This window comes from Fervidobacterium islandicum, assembly GCF_000767275.3.
Classification (GTDB): Bacteria; Thermotogota; Thermotogae; order Thermotogales; family Fervidobacteriaceae; genus Fervidobacterium; species Fervidobacterium islandicum.
In genome coordinates, this window is sequence record NZ_CP014334.2 from 167,743 (window position 1) to 184,431 (window position 16,689).

Annotated in this window: 14 protein-coding genes and 1 pseudogene; 14 read left to right on the forward strand and 1 reads right to left on the reverse strand. The window is 41.4% G+C overall.

Annotation, left to right across the window (positions count from 1 at the left end; genetic code table 11):
• Positions 1-10: 10 nt before the first annotated feature.
• The 13 genes from NA23_RS00765 (at position 11) to gndA (ending at position 15,033) form a co-directional block, all read left to right on the forward strand.
• The gene (locus NA23_RS00765) at positions 11-1,099 is read left to right on the forward strand and encodes a glycosyltransferase (RefSeq protein ID WP_033192529.1); all 1,089 of its coding nucleotides are present in this window, start codon (positions 11-13) and stop codon (positions 1,097-1,099) included.
• Positions 1,100-1,305: 206 nt separating this feature from the next.
• Positions 1,306-2,385, forward strand: a complete 1,080-nt coding sequence (gene wecB / locus NA23_RS00770; RefSeq protein WP_033191464.1) for a non-hydrolyzing UDP-N-acetylglucosamine 2-epimerase — start codon at positions 1,306-1,308, stop codon at positions 2,383-2,385.
• Positions 2,382-3,470 carry a glycosyltransferase gene (locus NA23_RS00775; RefSeq protein ID WP_033191463.1) on the forward strand — a complete coding sequence of 363 codons (1,089 nt, stop codon included), beginning with the start codon at positions 2,382-2,384 and terminating at the stop codon, positions 3,468-3,470. The genes wecB (NA23_RS00770) and NA23_RS00775 overlap by 4 nt, the downstream gene beginning before the upstream one ends.
• A 28-nt stretch (positions 3,471-3,498) precedes the next feature.
• Positions 3,499-4,551: a non-hydrolyzing UDP-N-acetylglucosamine 2-epimerase gene (wecB, locus tag NA23_RS00780; protein WP_033191462.1), complete on the forward strand. Its 1,053-nt coding sequence runs from the start codon at positions 3,499-3,501 to the stop codon at positions 4,549-4,551.
• Between the two features lie 475 nt (positions 4,552-5,026).
• Complete coding sequence (locus tag NA23_RS00785) at positions 5,027-6,046, forward strand: D-isomer specific 2-hydroxyacid dehydrogenase family protein (RefSeq protein WP_145974431.1); 1,020 nt, start codon at positions 5,027-5,029, stop codon at positions 6,044-6,046.
• Complete coding sequence (locus tag NA23_RS00790; RefSeq protein ID WP_052107113.1) at positions 6,031-7,491, forward strand: gluconokinase; 1,461 nt, start codon at positions 6,031-6,033, stop codon at positions 7,489-7,491. The genes NA23_RS00785 and NA23_RS00790 overlap by 16 nt, the downstream gene beginning before the upstream one ends.
• 12 nt (positions 7,492-7,503) lie before the next feature.
• Entirely contained in the window at positions 7,504-8,259 is a 756-nt protein-coding gene (locus NA23_RS00795; RefSeq protein ID WP_014450758.1) for a FadR/GntR family transcriptional regulator, read from the forward strand.
• Between the two features lie 13 nt (positions 8,260-8,272).
• Positions 8,273-8,893 (forward strand): bifunctional 4-hydroxy-2-oxoglutarate aldolase/2-dehydro-3-deoxy-phosphogluconate aldolase, encoded by a 621-nt coding sequence (locus NA23_RS00800; protein ID WP_014450759.1) that lies wholly within the window; start codon positions 8,273-8,275, stop codon positions 8,891-8,893.
• Between the two features lie 33 nt (positions 8,894-8,926).
• Positions 8,927-10,477, forward strand: a complete 1,551-nt coding sequence (locus tag NA23_RS00805; protein ID WP_014450760.1) for a gluconokinase — start codon at positions 8,927-8,929, stop codon at positions 10,475-10,477.
• Between the two features lie 18 nt (positions 10,478-10,495).
• Positions 10,496-12,010, forward strand: coding sequence for a tripartite tricarboxylate transporter permease (locus NA23_RS00810; RefSeq protein WP_033191460.1), 1,515 nt, complete (start codon positions 10,496-10,498; stop codon positions 12,008-12,010).
• A 32-nt stretch (positions 12,011-12,042) separates the two neighbouring features.
• On the forward strand, positions 12,043-12,996 hold the full coding sequence (locus tag NA23_RS00815; protein WP_033191459.1) for a tripartite tricarboxylate transporter substrate binding protein: 954 nt from the start codon (positions 12,043-12,045) through the stop codon (positions 12,994-12,996).
• A gap of 68 nt (positions 12,997-13,064) precedes the next feature.
• Entirely contained in the window at positions 13,065-13,562 is a 498-nt protein-coding gene (locus tag NA23_RS00820) for a tripartite tricarboxylate transporter TctB family protein (RefSeq protein ID WP_033191458.1), read from the forward strand.
• A 46-nt stretch (positions 13,563-13,608) separates the two neighbouring features.
• A complete protein-coding gene (gene gndA / locus NA23_RS00825) occupies positions 13,609-15,033 on the forward strand; it encodes an NADP-dependent phosphogluconate dehydrogenase (RefSeq protein WP_033191457.1) in 1,425 nt (474 codons plus the stop codon).
• Positions 15,034-15,317: 284 nt separating this feature from the next.
• Here gndA and NA23_RS00830 read toward each other — a convergent pair whose 3' ends face one another.
• Positions 15,318-15,953 (reverse strand): glycosyltransferase family protein, encoded by a 636-nt coding sequence (locus NA23_RS00830; protein ID WP_249477100.1) that lies wholly within the window; start codon positions 15,951-15,953, stop codon positions 15,318-15,320.
• Between NA23_RS00830 and NA23_RS00835 the strand changes: the two are divergent.
• Positions 15,906-16,562 (forward strand): annotated as a pseudogene (locus NA23_RS00835) (UDP-N-acetyl glucosamine 2-epimerase); the annotation flags it as partial. The gene NA23_RS00830 and the pseudogene NA23_RS00835 overlap by 48 nt on opposite strands.
• Between the last annotated feature and the right edge of the window lie 127 nt (positions 16,563-16,689).

Sequence of the window (16,689 nt, forward strand, 5' to 3'; positions counted from 1 at the left end):
AGTGATAGTAGTGAATGTACTCATAATCGGATATCTCCATGACAAGTACGATAAGCGTGTTTTTAGGACAGTGAATGCGCTTTCAAAGAGAGCAAAAGTGATGTATCAGTACTTCTCAAAACAACCAGCAAAGTCATACTATGAAGGTAATGTTCATTATTATCCTCTGACTAAGTCAAGCGAAAGAAATCCTTTAAAAAAGATTAAGAGCAGGGTTGATTTCGATAGAAGTATCGTAAAACTTATAAAAACTGCAGAATACGACATCCTTTACATGCACGCTTTTCCTTTTAGTATGCCGCTGGCTGCTTTTAAGTGGGCAAAGAAAAGGAATAAAGTGGTTGTCTATGACCTTCACGAACTTCATCCAGAAGACATGTTCGAGAACTTGCCTGCTCCGTTGAGATATTTGAAAAGGTTTATCTTTTGGAATGTTTTTCGCAAGCAAATAGAACTGTGTGACAAGATAATCTGCGTTTCACAAGATACAGAAACTACAATATTTGAAAAGATAGGCCTGAGAAAGCCGAGTCTTGTTGTTCCGAATTATGCTTCCCTTAAGTTGAGCAGTCCATCGAAAAACAAGGAAATATGCATAGTTGGGAAGACACCGAGAGGTTTATCGCAAGCACATATAAAGTTGCTGAGTAGATTAAATGAGGCAGGCTTTTTGATAAAGGTTATAGGTTATACACCTAACTTTCCAGACGATTTGAAATACATCAGTTTGGAAGCTCTTCCGTATGAGAGAATGATGGAGGAGATTTCAAAATCGGCTTTTAGTTTTATTTCGTATGACCCACCTTCGGGTAAATCAAGTAGGAACTATATGTTTGCTTTACCAAATAAGTTTTTTGATTCAATAGCAGCAGGAACACCAGTAATTGTCAGAGACAGTTTTGTGACGATGAGCAAGCTTGTGAAGGAGTTGGTGATAGGAGAGGTTATAGAGCCAGAGGATGTTGATAAATCGGTGGAAGATATACTTAGAGCATATGAGAATTACGAAATACTTTTTGAAAACGTGGTGAAATACCAAGACATGTTCGTTTGGGACGAGGCTAAGGAAAAGGAGTTTGTTGAGTTTGTGATTGGATAAATAGAGCTATGCATCATATCAACACAAGCCAGGCATGCGGTCTGGCTTTTTTGTTTGTTTGGTTAGGTTCAAGCGTTGCAATTTTCCTTCGGCGCTTCGATTTCTTAGTAGAAGGCACTTAAATGGTATGATAAAATTAGTTAGCAAAGAATTAAACATATTTGGCTCTCAAAAGTGGACAATTTCGGAAGGAGAGTGGATTAAGAATGCGCATTGGCATTGTCTTTGGCACAAGACCTGAAATTATCAAGGTTGCACCTGTGTATTTAAAAGCCAAAGAGATGAGTTTGGACGCAGATTTTATCTGCACAGGGCAGCATCGGGAAATGGTTGATATGATGAAAGGGATATTCGGAGTTGATTCAGATATCGACATGAACATCATGACGGCAAACCAGACTTTGAACGATGTGATGTACAAGGTTGTTAAAGGTTTTGAGGAGCTTTTGAAAGAACGTAAATACGATTGGATTTTGGTTCAGGGCGATACGACAACAGCGATGGCAGCCGCACTTGCTTCGTTCAACAGGGGTGTTAAGGTTGGGCATATAGAAGCTGGTTTGAGAAGTGGGGATTTGTACGACCCGTTCCCTGAAGAGATGAACAGAAGAGTCATTGACCAGGTTTCTGAGAAGATGTTTGCACCAACGCAAAAGTCAAAGGAAACACTTCTGAGGGAAGGATTCGACGAAAGTAGAATTGTTGTTACTGGAAATACGGTGATAGATGCACAGATGTACGTGATGAATCACTTCGACCTTGATGGCATCAGGAAGAAGATAATTGACCATGAGAATTACTTTCTTGTCACGTTACACAGAAGGGAGAACATAGGGCAAAGGATGAGGAATATTCTCAGCGCACTGAGAAAGTTTTCAGAAAGAGAAGGAATTGAGATAGTTTTTCCTGTGCACAAAAATCCAAAGGTGAGAGAGGTTGTTTACGATGTGCTCGAAGGATGCAAAACGGCACATTTATTGGAGCCTGTAGATTACGTCGAACTCACTGCTCTTTTAAAGGGCGCAAGGTTTGTTGCTACAGACAGCGGTGGGATACAGGAAGAAGCACCAACGTTTGGAAAATTCGTTGCTGTGTGCAGAGAAACAACGGAGCGGCCTGAGTTGATAGAAAGCGGATTTGGTGTTCTGGCTGGCACGCAGGAAGAGAGCGTGTTGGATGCACTCTACAAAGCGGTTGATTTTGAGCCACACGATTTGAGAAATCCGTTTGGTGATGGGAAAGCATCCGAGAGGATACTCAAATCGCTCATGGAGGAAAATAGATGAAGAAGGTACTTGTAATAGGCTACATGCATCCAAAAGAGGATAAGCGTGTGCACAGAACGGTGAAAGCGCTTTCAAAAGTTGCACACGTGTTCTATCAGTACTTGACCGATAGACCTGAGAAAGAATACAGAGATGGGAACATACATTATCTTCCCATTGAATGGCACGAGAATTTGAATGCAAACGCTTTCGTTAAGCTTTGGAAGAGGCGAAAGCTCGATAAAAAGATAGTGGACTTAATAGAGAATTCGGACTTTGATATTCTTTACATGCACCACTTTTTGCCTTCAAAACCAATTGAACCTTTTGTGTATGCAAAAAAGAAGGGGAAAAGAATAGTTTACGATGTGCATGAGTACCATCCAGAGAATTTTCTATCGAATTTTTCTGGAATAATTGGAAAATTGAAGACTGCGATTATGAGAAGTATATTTGAACGGCAAATTGAGTTGTCTGATAAGCTTGTGTTTGTGTCTTACGAACAGATGGAGTATTCGTTGAGAGGAAGAAAAAAAGAATGCTTGGTTGTTCCAAATTATGCGAGTATCGTGTTATCGAGTACCGAAAAGGAAAAGTCAATTGTCTATGTTGGGAAGATAACAAGAGCCCTTGGTGAAGAGGAACAGGTTGTAAAAGAACTTATCAGACAAGGTTTTATTTTCAAAATAGTAGGTATGGATTCAAAAGCTTTCTCGAACATTAATCATATTTGTACTGGCTTTCTTCCGTATGAGGAAATGATGAAAGAGATATCGAAGGCTTCATTTTCGCTCGTGTCCTTTAAAACTACTGGGAGAGAAGATTACAAGAACGATTTATGGTCGTTGCCGCATAAATTTTTCGACTCGCTTGCCGCAAGCACTCCGGTGATTGTGAGCGATAGATTTGTTTCCTTGAGACGAGTTGTTGAGGAACTTGGCGTAGGTGTGGTGATTAATCCAAAAGATGTTGATGGCTCAGTGAGGAAGATACTGGAAGCGTATAAAGAATACGATAAGCTTTTAGCGAATGTTGAGAGGTACAAAGATAGATTCGTTTGGGATGAAAGAAAAGAGAAAGAGTTCATTGAGTTCGTTCTTGGATAAGAATGTAGAATTCAGGGGAGGTTGTCCGATGAAAGTCCTATCCTTGGTCGGTGCAAGGCCGCAGTTTATTAAGGAAGCTGTTTTACACAAAGAGTTTGAAAAAGCAGGCATTCAAGAAATTCTCGTCCACTCTGGTCAGCACTATGATTTCAACATGAGCGATGTGTTTTTCCAAGTGCTCGAAATTAGAAAGCCCGATTATTACCTCAGCGTGGGTTCTGGACTGCACGGTGAGATGACCGGCAAGATTATGATCGAGTTTGAGAAGATCGTGCTTGAAGAGAAACCTGATGTGATACTTGTCTACGGCGATACAAACACAACACTTGCAGGGGCGATTGTGGGAGCAAAGCTCAAGATACCCGTTGCACACGTTGAAGCTGGCTTAAGGCAAGAGCCGAAAGATATGCCTGAAGAGATAAACCGAGTGCTCACAGATAGAGTTTCTAAGTATCTTTTCTGTCCGACTCAACTGGCTGTTGAGAATTTGAAAAAAGAAGGTATAGAGCAAGGAGTTTATTTTGTCGGAGATGTGATGTACGATTTGTTTTTGATGATGAAACCGTTGTTTAAGTACGACGTATATGAGTCGGCAAGTCTTGAGGAAGGAAAGTACATAGTTATGACCCTTCACAGGGATTTTAATGTGGACAACAAGGAGAAGTTCGAAAAGATTTTGAAGGAAGTTGCCAAGGTTGCCGAAAAAGTTAAAGTTGTGTTTCCGGTTCATCCAAGGACAAGGAAGAGAATCTCAGAATTTGGACTCGATGAATATTTGAAGGACATCTTGGTTATAGAACCTATCGATTATCTGAATTTGATGGGCTTAGTTGAAAAGTCGTGGAAAGTGATAACTGACAGCGGTGGGTTGCAAAAGGAGGCGTATTTTGCTGGTAAGCGTGCAGTAGTTGTGATGCCAGACTCTGGATGGCGTGAATTGGTGGAAACAGGATGGAACATATTAGCTGATGGTGAAGGGATATACGATGCGGTGTTTAGCAGCGAAGAAAAGCGATATCCAACAGGACTATATGGAAATGGCGATGCAGGCAAGAGGATAGTGGAGATTTTGAAGCAGTAGTGACCTGCGTGTTTGAAGATATTCCTTTGACTCTAAGACCAAACAGAATATTTCCGTTGTGCAAGAAGCACGACGCAATTACAAGCCCCCATCATGATTTGGTGGGGGCTTTTGTTATCTTGGTTCATTACCAAAGTTCAACATACGATTGCCACTCCTACTATACCTGAAAAATTCCATGTCAACACACGTGCAGAATTTTACACTATGAAATTTGATAGTTTTGTGGAATCCTAAGCTAAATGTAAACTTTACCTATGATGGAAATTTTGTTAGCCTTGCGAAATTTCGAGAGAATTTCCATAAATGAAAGGAAGCGAAAGAAATGTTTAGATTGACAAAGATAACCGCCGCTATTTGTAACTCATGACTCTTGGAAAATGGAACGTATGAGTGATATGATACGTAACGAAACTGGTAAGACCACTATACCATCATACCTTGTATATCTAGTCAATCTATGGAGGTGTCCGGTGTGAAGAGCAAAGTTGCAATTGTCAATTCAAGCAGTTTCGGAAAGTATTTCCCTGAGCATGTTGAAATACTTCAACAAAAGTTTGACGTTCAGAGGTTCGATTTACCACCGAAATTGAGTGGTAGAGAGTTGGCAGACGTTCTTAAAGGTTTTAAATACATAATTGCAAGTACAACACCTTTCTTTGATAGCGTGTTTTTTGATAATGTCGAAGGTTTGGTACTGATATCAAGACACGGCCTTGGGTATGACAACATCGATATAGGTAAAGCAACGGAGAAGGGAGTTATAGTAACCAAGGTTCGTGGAGGTGCTGAACGCGAGGCGGTTGCAGAACATGCTATAGCCCTCTGTATGTCAGTTTTGAGGAAAGTTCCTCAGTCGTATAGCAAGGTGTTGCAATCAAAGTGGTCGGAACGACAAAAGTTCTTCGGAATTGAGTTGAAAGGTAAGACAGTGGGAATAATTGGATTTGGGAATATTGGAAGCCGTGTTGCAGAAATCGTGCACTTTGGTTTCAATGCAGATGTTGTTGTATATGACCCATTTGTGGCTGAAGAAAATATGAGTTACGTTAATGCAAGAAAAGTAGAACTTAACGAGCTCGTTAAGTTGTCCGATGTAATATTTATCTGCGCGAAGTACACAAAGGAAAATTACCATATTCTGTCTACAAACGAATTCGAGATGATGAAAGAAGGCGTGTACATAGTAAATACTTCGAGAGGGGAACTAATTGATCAAGAAGCGCTTATTCAAGCGTTAGAATCCGGCAAGGTTGCTGGTGTAGGGCTCGACGTTGTTGAGGGTGAGCCGATAAACGGGGAGCATCCTCTTTTGAGATTTGATAATGTCGTGGTCACACCTCATATTGCGGCGTACACTTTTGAAAGTATAAAGGCTATGGGTGACAAAGTGGTCAGTGACGTTCTTCGAGCTGAAGAAAGAATAATACCGGAGGAAGTAGTGAATGTTGCAGTAATAAAGAAACTGGAGGAAGAAGGATGGAAAAAGATTTGATTCTTGCTGTGGACGTTGGAACGACTTACTTGAAAGCGGGATTGGTTGATGCAGAAGGTAATATCCTGAGGTCTTGTAGAAACAAGATTAGGATGGATGTTGACCCGTCCGGAAAAGCTGAACATAATGTTAAAGACCTCTCAAGACTTTTGCAGAAAACGATGAAGAAAGTAGTTGATGGATTTGAAAAGCGTGTAGCCGCTATTGTTCCATCCACATATATTTTTGGTTTGATGTTGCTTGATTCGAATAATGTTCCACATTCGAATATGATTACCTTAGCAGATACACGAATCAGAGAAGTTATGTGCGACTTTAAGAGCTATTTCGATAGAGACTTCATTTACTCAAGAACAGGTATGCCTCCAACGTTTCATACCGCGCTTGCAAAGGTTTTTTGGAGCCTAAGAAGGCTTCAAATTGAGGATCTAAGGAAAGTGAAGTTCGTGTCGTGTAAGGATTACATCGTTCTTCTTTTGACCTCCAAGCTTGCGACTGAACCAAGTACGGCTTCGTCAACAGGGTACTTCAATACGTTTACCTTGGACTGGGATGATGATATTTTAAGCTTTTTGGGAATAAGTAGAAATAACCTGCCTGAGATACTTTCACCTTACACGGTGATTCCGTTGAAAAAGGAAATTTCTGAGTATCTCGAGTTGCCAAGAGATGTTGGAGTGGTAATGGGTTTGTACGACGGTGGGGCTGTAGCTCTTGCTAGTGGTGTTTTTGGGAATAAAAGAAGAGCTGTAGTAAACCTCGGAACCACAGGGATGGTTCGAGTTATCTCAGAGCGGCCTTTCATATCTTCCACCCCCATGCTTAAGACTCAGACTTTGTATCTGTGCAACGGTAGATGGTTCCCTGGAGGTTCCGTGAATAACGCAGGTTCTGTAATTGAATGGCTGAGCAAAGTTTTAAGGATAAACCTTGATAAATTTCGTTCACATGAAGTTAAACCGGTCAAAGGATTGCTATTCCATCCTTACATAACTGGTGAGAGGGGACTGGAGTTCGGTAGCGAAGCAAAAGGGATGATTCAAGGGCTTGAATATAACATTTCTGCTGAAGATATACTCACAGCAGCTTTGGAAGGTATTTCATTCACGTTGCGAATGATGGTAGAACCCCTTATAGAAAAAGGCATTGGTTTTGAGAGAGTGACTGTGTCTGGTGGAGGAACAAAGTTGAAGCAATGGCTTTACATACTTGCGAATGTTCTTAAGAAGGAAGTTGAGGTCTCACGGTTTGAAGAACCCGCTCTCGTTGGATCTACGATGTTGGGAGGTGTTTCATTAGGCTGGTTTGATTCGTTGAATGACGCTACAAATCGTATTGTGAAGGAAGGAATGATCGTGACACCGGACCAAGAGTTAGTTGAAACGTACGATGAGAAGTTTGATGCTTTTTTGGGTTCTCTTAAACGTATGTACATTGAAAAGTGAGGGGTGAACTCCTTGTTTGAGGAGATTGATAAGACCCAAACCTCCGAAAAGATTGTTGAGGAAATCGTTAAATTAATATCGAGTGGTAAACTTAAACCGGGACAGGCGTTACCACCGGAGCGAGAGTTGGCTTCACGACTGGGTGTCAGTCGAGTGGCCTTAAGAGAAGCGATAACGTCTCTTGCAATGCTGGGAATTGTTGAGAAGCGCTGGGGGAAGGGTAATTTTATCTCGGAACAGCTGAATTTGTCAATTGTTCAGAGGTTTACGAAACATTTAATAATTTCAAAGCAACTGGAAATATTTGAGGTTATGGAGGCAAGACTTGCAATTGAAAGTGAGTTGGCTGCTTTCGCTGCCCTTAGACGAACTGAAGAAGATATCGAAAGGATTCAAAAGGCGCTTGACAAATACTTGAACACAAGTCGAAAGAGCATCAAGAGAGTTGAGTATGACAAGGAGCTTCATTTTGCAATTGCGAAGGCCGCTAAAAACAGTATTCTGGAAAGCCTCCAGAATGCCGTGATGAATAAGGCTTTTGAGGTTATTAAGATCACGACGAAGGTAGGTATTGCGTACAAAAATACGGAAGAAGAACACAAGAGAATTGTTACCGCGATCATCAGTGGGAATCCCGAATTGTCGAGAATAGAAATGACCAAACATTTATTGATGGCAACGGAAAGGGTTTTCTCCTCAGAGAAAGTTTTGGATAAAGCGGTTTCTGAAAGATTACAGTGCTTAATAAAAGGTTTACTAACGAAGTAGGAGGGATTTTAGGATGCACAAAGACGAAGTAGCTGCTTTGATCGAAAAGGAACGGTTTATAGCAATTTTGCGTACCAGCAGTACGGAAGATGCAGTAGAAAAAGGTGTTACCCTGAGCGAAGAAGGTGTCAAGTTGATTGAAGTAACCTTTACAGTTCCAAACGCAACGGAGGTCATAAAAGAACTTAAAGAAAGGTGTCCGGATGCTGTTATAGGCGCTGGTACCGTCATTAATTTGGACATGTGTGTTGAAGCGCTGGAAGCCGGTGCTGAATACATAATCTCACCAAACTTTGATCCGGAAGTTTCAAAGTTTTGTGCAGAGAGAGATATTTGCTACATTCCCGGAGTTATGACACCAACTGAAATTGTGAATGCCTATCTGGCTGGTAACACTATTCTCAAGCTTTTTCCTGGAGATATTCTAGGACCAGCGTTCATCAAGGCTATGAAGGGGCCATTCCCGAACGTGAATTTTATTGTCACAGGCGGAGTTTCACCAGACAACGTTTTAGAGTGGCTCAAAACAGGTGCCTTTGGTGTTGGTATGGGTGGTTCTCTGGTAAGTGGATCAAAAGAAGAGGTCAGGGAAAGAATTAGGAATGTATTGAAGAAGATAAGGGAACTTTCTTAATGTACTTCAATTTATGGACGGTGGTGTTGTGGGGTGAAGCGTTACTATATTGGAGTAGACGTTGGAACTTCGAGTACTAAGGCTGTTGTCTTCGATGAAGAGGCACTTGAAGTTAGGTACAAAGCTGTTGAGAACTACGCGTATAGTTTCGATGAAAAGATCGGCATTACTATAAGACCGAAAGATATTGAAGCGGCTCTGGAAAGATGTCTAAGAGATGCAGCGAATTTCTTGAGAGAGCTTTCTTCGGATAGGAAAGAAATATATTTGGTCGTAGATACTATGTTGCACTCGTTACTTTTCTTAGACAGCGATATGAAACCTGTTGCCAACATCATCCCATGGACCAATGATTTGGGAACAACAGAAGCGATCAAAATCCTCAAGAACGAATCGGTAGCGACGCTCTTACATAGCAGAACAGGTTGTCCTGTTGCGCCAACGTATCCATTCTACAAGTTAATATGGTTTTCAAAAAATGAGCAAGATTTTCTGAAACAAGTGACTAAGATTGCGTCTGTGAAGGACTATATAATCCATCTCCTTACGGATTCACATTTCGTTGATAAATCAATCGCAAGTGGTTCGGGCTGCTACGATATTAGAGCTGATAGATGGGCAGATGACTTGCTGAGAGATTTTGCTAAGGTTGATTCATCAAAATTTCCAAGTGCAGTTTCAGGAAATACGGTGCTAAAACCCAGTAAATTCTTGACGAGCTTATTCGATGAAAAAAATTTCGATTTAAGGGTCATTGTTGGAACCTCTGATGGAGCTGCATCGAGTATGGGGACAACGTTCGGCGATAGTAGTTTGATTACGATATCGATGGGAACAAGTGCTGCGATCAGAAGAATCACCAGTAAGATCCCTGATGTTGAAGATATGCCTGGGTTTGGCCCGTGGTGCTATATATTCGATGATAACAACTATATAGTCGGAAGCGCTACAAATAATTGCGGCAATGTTTTGAACTGGTGGAAAGATAACTATCTGAAGTCAAGTGATTACACTCCATACGAACAGACTCTTAACCGGATTTTGAACGATGAAGCAAGGATTCAAAAACCTAATAACTATAGGGTACTTTTTAAGCCAACTGTTTTTGGAATGCGCTCGATCAGGTGGATACCGTATCAGAAAGGAGAGTTTTATAATTTATCACCACATACAAGTGTTGATGACTTAACAGCCGCAGTTATCGAAGGGTTGGTGTTTAAGTTTAGAAGAGCCGTCAATGTGGTCGAGGAAGTCACACGCAAACTATTAGGAGACGTTACTGGGTTTGTGGCTTCAGGAGGGTTGTTGGAAATACCGGGGTTCGGGAACTTGCTCTCAACCGTATTGAACCGAGGCATTTTTTACAGGAGTAATAGGTACGACGCTGTGCTTGGAACCGTTCTTTTTGCTCTAAGATTAGTCAACAAAGCCCAGTTCGAAAAGTTTGTGAATACCAACAAGGAAACGAAAATCATATCGCCGACATTGAAATTTGTGGGCTTTTACGAAGGTCTGTATCAGGCATGGACTGAAAAAATAGAGGAAAGTGAAAAGCGCACTCTTGATGAAATTCTAAAGAGCTAAACCTTTGGGGGTGTTATTATGGAGGCTTTCTTGAAAACGTTCCAGGTAGGTATACCCATAGTGCTAAACCCGCAAAATCTTTTAATAATAGTTATTGGTACAGTCTGGGGGCTGATATTTGGTGCGGTCCCAGGGCTCACAGCAACGATGGGTGTCGCTCTGGCGTTGCCCCTAACGTATGGTCTAAATCCATATAGCGCGTTGGCTCTGTTAAGTGCAATTTACGTTGGCGCTATATCGGGTGGATTTATCTCAGCGGGGTTGATAAATATTCCGGGAACTCCTTCATCTATTGCAACAACATTTGATGCTCATCCCATGGTGAAAAAAGGACAGGCACCACTTGCGATGGGAATTTCTCTTATGAGTTCGTTCTTCGGTGGGCTCATAGCGGTATTCGCGATGATAATAGCTACCTATTCATTGGCCCAAGTGGCCTTGAAGTTCGGCCCGTTTGAGTATTTTGCACTTGGTATCCTCGCATTTGCTGGTTGTATTGGAATGTTTGAAGGGGGAATAGTGAAGAATACCCTCTCAATACTTCTCGGACTTCTTATTGCTGCAGTCGGAGCAGACCCACTAACAGGCGTTAAGAGGTTAACATTTGGAATTGAGGACCTTATTGCAGGAATAGATATTCTGCCACTTCTAATAGGATTGTTTGGTTTGAGTGAGGTATTTGTAGCCATAGAGCAGCGTTCGAAGTTTGTTGTTCCGCCAGAAACTAAAAAGATGAGGATGGGTTTCAAGCTGGTCCTTGAGTCGACGAAAGTGATATTCAGCCAGCCGATTAATTTCATCAGGTCGTTGATTATCGGTTTTATTATAGGGGTGTTTCCAGGCGTTGGTGGGGCAACCTCCAGCGTTGTAGCTTATGGACTTGCCAAATCGTATTCCAAACATCCGGAAAAGTTCGGAACTGGAATCCCAGATGGAGTAATAGCTTCAGAAACCGCTAACAATGCTACTATCGCCGGAGCACTGGTTCCTCTGTTGTCGCTTGGAATACCTGGTGATTCAGTCACTGCGATGATGATTGGTGGGTTTATGATACACGGAATGATCCCGGGACCGATGCTGTTTGCGGAGCATGCTGACGCTGTTTATACAGTGTTCGCATCTCAGATCCTTGCTAACATAACGATGGTTATACTTGGGCTCGTACTGATGCGGTTTATTATATCTGCCTTAAGCGTCAAGTCATATTTCCTCTACCCGGTTATAACCATCGCGATGGTTGTTGGTGCTTATGGACTCTACAACAGGGTCTTTGACATCTGGGTGGCACTCTTCTTCGGGTTTGTTGGGTACGTCTTAAGGAAAGCAAACTTTCCTCTTGTACCTCTTATAACTGCTTTCATACTCGGTCCTATTGTTGAAAAAGGGCTCAGACAAGCTCTCGCATTGTCAGATGGTAGTTTAATGCCACTATTCACAAGACCTATTTCGCTAACTCTAATAATACTTGCGGTATTTCTCTTTGTTCTTGGGCTATACATCAACGCGCGCGTTGCAAAGAAACAAAGTGCTTAAACTTATCCTTATACCAGGAGGTGTGGTGTGTTATGACAAGAAGGTTAGTGTTTTTGGTTCTTAGCGTTTTGCTGACATTACTTTTGGTCACACTTAGCTTCGCCGCTTATCCGGAAAGACCGGTAACTGTTGTTGTTCCGTATTCAGCAGGTGGTGCAAGTGATATAACAGCAAGGCTCATAGCAGATTTTTGGAAGAAGTACACTGGCAAAGAAATGATAGTAACCAATGTTGTCGGAGCAGAAGGAGCGGTTGCAGCCAGACAAGTGCTTCAGACAAAACCAGATGGTTATACCGTACTTTGGTACCACCAGGCCGTACTGGGAAACTACTACCTTGGCGTAGCGGATATAAAGTGGTCGAGCTTTACACCGGCGTGTATCGTAACAAAGACCTCGAGAATAACTGCGGCACGGGCAGATGCTCCCTGGAATAATTTGAAAGAAGCTATTGAAGATGCAAAGAAAAATCCGAAGAAGTACGTGTACGGAGCCGGTGCAGGTGGAATAGCTTATTTGGAATACGCTCCGATCGAGATGGCAGCTCCAGGTGCATTCAGAGTGGTTCCTAACGAGGGTGGAGATGCGCAAAGAATTGCTGCCTTACTTGGTGGCCACGTCGATATTGTTCCATTAGCTCTTGTCTCAGCCGTTCAGTATATCAAGAACGGGCAAATCAAGGTTTTGGCTGTGCACGATGATCAACCAGATCCGTTCATACCCAATGCGCCAACGGCAGCTTCTCAGGGACTTAGGAGTCTGAAGTTCCCGATGACAAACACGTTCTTCTTCCCTCCAAGAACTCCGGCTAACATAGTGAACGAGTTCAACAAGATTATTGAAAAGATAGTAGCCGACTCAGAATTTCAAAAGAAGTTGGCCGAAGTTGCATACGCAGTCCCGTTCTTTAAGACTGGAAACGATCTGTTGAATTTCTGGAGAGAACAGGAAGCAGTTTACATGAAAGCAGCTCAAGCAGTTAAATGAGAAATACAACAGTGGGGGGCAACGTGCCCCTCACATATTAAAACTAAAAGCTGGGGAGGAATCATCATATGAAAAAACTGACTAACATACTAAAGAACCTAATATTCCCAATAATATTTATTGTCGTATCGATAGTAAGCTATATACAAGCTGTATTAATTCGAACCCTTCGATTTGGCGGCTCACTTGGTGGAGATTTCTTTCCAAAACTGATTTCTCTACTTACATTACTGTTCTCCATTTTGTGGCTGGTAATGGAAATCCGAAGTCTGAAGAAGAAGTCTCAGGTTGCAGAATCTTCAAATGATGCAGGTCATAATGTTGGATTTCGCAATTCTCTACTGTTTTTGATAATCTTCGCTGCTGCGGTATGGCTCATGAAATACGTGGGTTTCCTGCTTTCCGCGTTCTTGATAGTTTTCTTTAACTACATTTTCTTGAAAGATGAGATGAAATTGAAAGATCTGCCGTTAGCTATCGCATATACGGCGGTTGTTTCTTTTGGAATCTGGTATCTCTTTGAGAAAGTCTTTGAATTGGTTTTTCCGAGAGGCATTTTCTGGTAAGTTGGGTTGTTCTAAATTCTTTAAAATGATTTAGAGGGTGATAGATGTGGACGGAAAGAGTGACGTTGGAATAATTGGGCTTGGTACCATGGGTAAGAATTTATCACTCAATTTTGCACAGAAAGGTTTACGTGTTAGTGTTTACGACAAAGAATACGGAGTAACTAAGCAGTTCTTATCAAGCATTCCTTTCTCCTATAGCATTCGAGGCTTCCAAGGTATCGATGCTCTTGTTGAATCTCTCAGTAGACCAAGGGTGATTATCTTACTCATCACGGCTGGGAATCCGGTAGATGAGGTCATTAATTCGCTTCTTCCATTTCTGGAAGTAGGAGATATAGTAATAGACTCCGGAAATTCGCACTTTAAAGACACCGAAAGACGCTATAGGTTCCTCACTGAAAAAGGCTTCCGCTTTTTAGGGATGGGCCTTTCCGGTGGTTCTGAAGGAGCTTTAAAAGGGCCCTCTCTGATGCCCGGTGGGGATTATCAAGCGTATAAACAGGTCGAAGAAATGCTGAAGAAAATCGCAGCTAAGAGTAGATATGGTGAGTGTGTGAATTACATGGGTGAGCGCTCAGCAGGGCACTTTGTTAAAATGGTGCACAATGGCATTGAATATGGGATAATAGCTGGCATCTCTGAAGTTTATCAAGTAATGCGTGAAGTCTTATTGCTACGAACAGATGAAATCGCAACTATTTTTGAAGAATGGAACGAGTTGCTGTTTGATTCATTTCTGCTCAGGGTTGCAAGTATCGTCTTGAGGCAGGTCGACGAACTTACAGGTGCTCCTTATATAGATGTGATCCTTGACGTTGCAGAGCAGAAGGGGACAGGTCTGTGGTTTACTCAAACTGCGTTAGAGTTAGGAATTCCTGCAATCACGATAGCAGCTTCAGTGAACAGCAGAATGATTTCAGTGTTCAAAGAACTTAGAATGAGGATTTCTAAGAACTCTCAAATAAAGAGGCGTTCACTGGAACAGGAAAGTTTAGGTTTAGACTTGATAAGTTTACTCAAGGATGCCCTTATGTTTGTCAACTACATTGCTTTTAGTGAGGGACTGTGGTTGTTAACGCGAGCCTCGAATGAATTTGGCTACAACGTCCAGTTAGATAATGTGTTAAAAGTTTGGAGAAAAGGAAGTATCCTCGAGTCAAATTTCATAGATTACTTACTGTTGGAAGATCTTGGAGGTTTGGGATGCTTAATTGAGAAAGAGAATATCATAAAGAATTTGAACCTTTTGTACGAAAATGTTATCCAGGTTAGCAGTATAGCCAAAAGATACAATATCCCAATTCCTGTTATTGATTCCGCTATTAATTTCTATCTCTCTATTGTTTCTGAAAAGCTGCCTGCAAATCTTGTTCAGGCGATAAGGGATTGGTTTGGTTATCATGGGTTTTACAAGGTCGATAAGCCGAATCAAGTATTCCACTTTGAAAAAGGAGAAGCTGATAGCTAAACACATAACTTCAAGAAATTCACGGCTGCCCTTCCTTAAGGATAAAATAGTTTCTTACGTCTCGTATCTGGTCTTTCACTCTTAAATCAGGGAGTGGAAGACTTTTTGTTTTCGTTTAAAAAGAGTCAAAAGTCAAATTTGTGAAACCGTTGCTATGGATTTGGATTTAATGATTGTTTTCATCAAATTGATTTTGATTCGGACAGATAAGAACTCTGCTAACACAACTACTATTGGAACTTTTTTATAATAACTAAGATATATGGATAGAAAACATTTTTAGATTATGCCTTTTTGACAAGTCCAACAAGTGAACCTGTCCCGTACGATATGTGCAAAATCAAGAATGAAGTTAACGTATAGAAAAATATGCTATTGTCGTTGTGTTTGGTGCTTACAGATGCTGAGAATATGGTAACCATTGCTAAGTAAAGTGAAAAAGGAACCAAGCCAAGTAGTTTAAAGAAAGTTGGGATGACCGGAATTGAGAGGGTTACAGCCAAAATGAGTAGATAAATGACAAAAAACAAAGGAATTAAGTGCCTTAGCTTGTATGCTTTTTTCACGTACTTTCGGCTGTAGGTAACCCAAAATCCGTTTGAAAAGTTGTTTTGCCAAAGTCCTTTGAATGTATCTCTGGCAAAGTAGTACACTTTTGCTTGCGGAACAAGCATGATTCTATATCCCGCATCTTTGAGCCTTATGTTGAATTCTATATCCTGATTTCTTATTAGTCTTTCATCGAACAGTCCGACCTTTTCAAAGATTTCTTTTTTGTAAATTCCATAAGCTACCGTGTCGACGTATTCATTCTTCTGAGCGCCTGTTCTGTACTTTGCGCCACCAACTCCGAATGGATGTTTCAATACCTCAGAGTGCTCACAGATAGAGTTTCTAAGTACCTGTTCTGTCCAAGCCAACTGGCTGTTGAGAATTTGAAAAAGGAAGGCATTGAGCAAGGTGTTTATTTTGTTGGTGATGTGATGTACGATTTGTTTTTGATGATGAAACCGTTGTTTAAGTACGACGTATATGAGGCGGCAGGGCTTGAGGAAGGAAAGTACATAGTTATGACCCTTCACAGGGATTTTAATGTGGACAACAAGGAGAAGTTCGAAAAGATTTTGAAGGAAGTTGCCAAGGTTGCCGAAAAAGTTAAAGTTGTGTTTCCGGTTCATCCAAGGACAAGGAAGAGAATCTCAGAATTTGGACTCGATGAATATTTGAAGGACATCTTGGTTATAGAACCTATCGATTATCTGAATTTGATGGGCTTAGTTGAAAAGTCGTGGAAAGTGATAACTGACAGCGGTGGGTTGCAAAAGGAGGCGTATTTTGCTGGTAAGCGTGCAGTAGTTGTGATGCCAGACTCTGGATGGCGTGAACTGGTGGAAACAGGATGGAACATATTAGCTGATGGTGAAGGGATATACGATGCGGTGTTTAGCACGGAAGAAAAGCCATATCCAACAGAAGTATATGGAAATGGCGATGCAGGCAAGAGGATAGTGGAGATTTTGGCGAGGTAAGTAATATGTGATTTCGAAATGTTTGGCTGGAATGTCAACACCAAGAATTGGAAGACACCTAAAAAAGCAATCTAATTGAAGTTTAACACTTTAACACCTCCCACCCCTGAGTAGTAGGGGGTGTTTC

Excerpts from the sequence above, each read along its gene's own strand:
- wecB (WP_033191464.1), top strand. The coding sequence starts at position 1,306 with ATGCGCATTGGCATTGTCTTTGGCACAAGACCTGAAATTATCAAGGTT.
- NA23_RS00800 (WP_014450759.1), top strand. The coding sequence starts at position 8,273 with ATGCACAAAGACGAAGTAGCTGCTTTGATCGAAAAGGAACGGTTTATA.
- NA23_RS00790 (WP_052107113.1), top strand. The coding sequence starts at position 6,031 with ATGGAAAAAGATTTGATTCTTGCTGTGGACGTTGGAACGACTTACTTG.
- NA23_RS00810 (WP_033191460.1), top strand. The coding sequence starts at position 10,496 with ATGGAGGCTTTCTTGAAAACGTTCCAGGTAGGTATACCCATAGTGCTA.
- NA23_RS00820 (WP_033191458.1), top strand. The coding sequence starts at position 13,065 with ATGAAAAAACTGACTAACATACTAAAGAACCTAATATTCCCAATAATA.
- NA23_RS00815 (WP_033191459.1), top strand. The coding sequence starts at position 12,043 with ATGACAAGAAGGTTAGTGTTTTTGGTTCTTAGCGTTTTGCTGACATTA.
- NA23_RS00775 (WP_033191463.1), top strand. The coding sequence starts at position 2,382 with ATGAAGAAGGTACTTGTAATAGGCTACATGCATCCAAAAGAGGATAAG.
- wecB (WP_033191462.1), top strand. The coding sequence starts at position 3,499 with ATGAAAGTCCTATCCTTGGTCGGTGCAAGGCCGCAGTTTATTAAGGAA.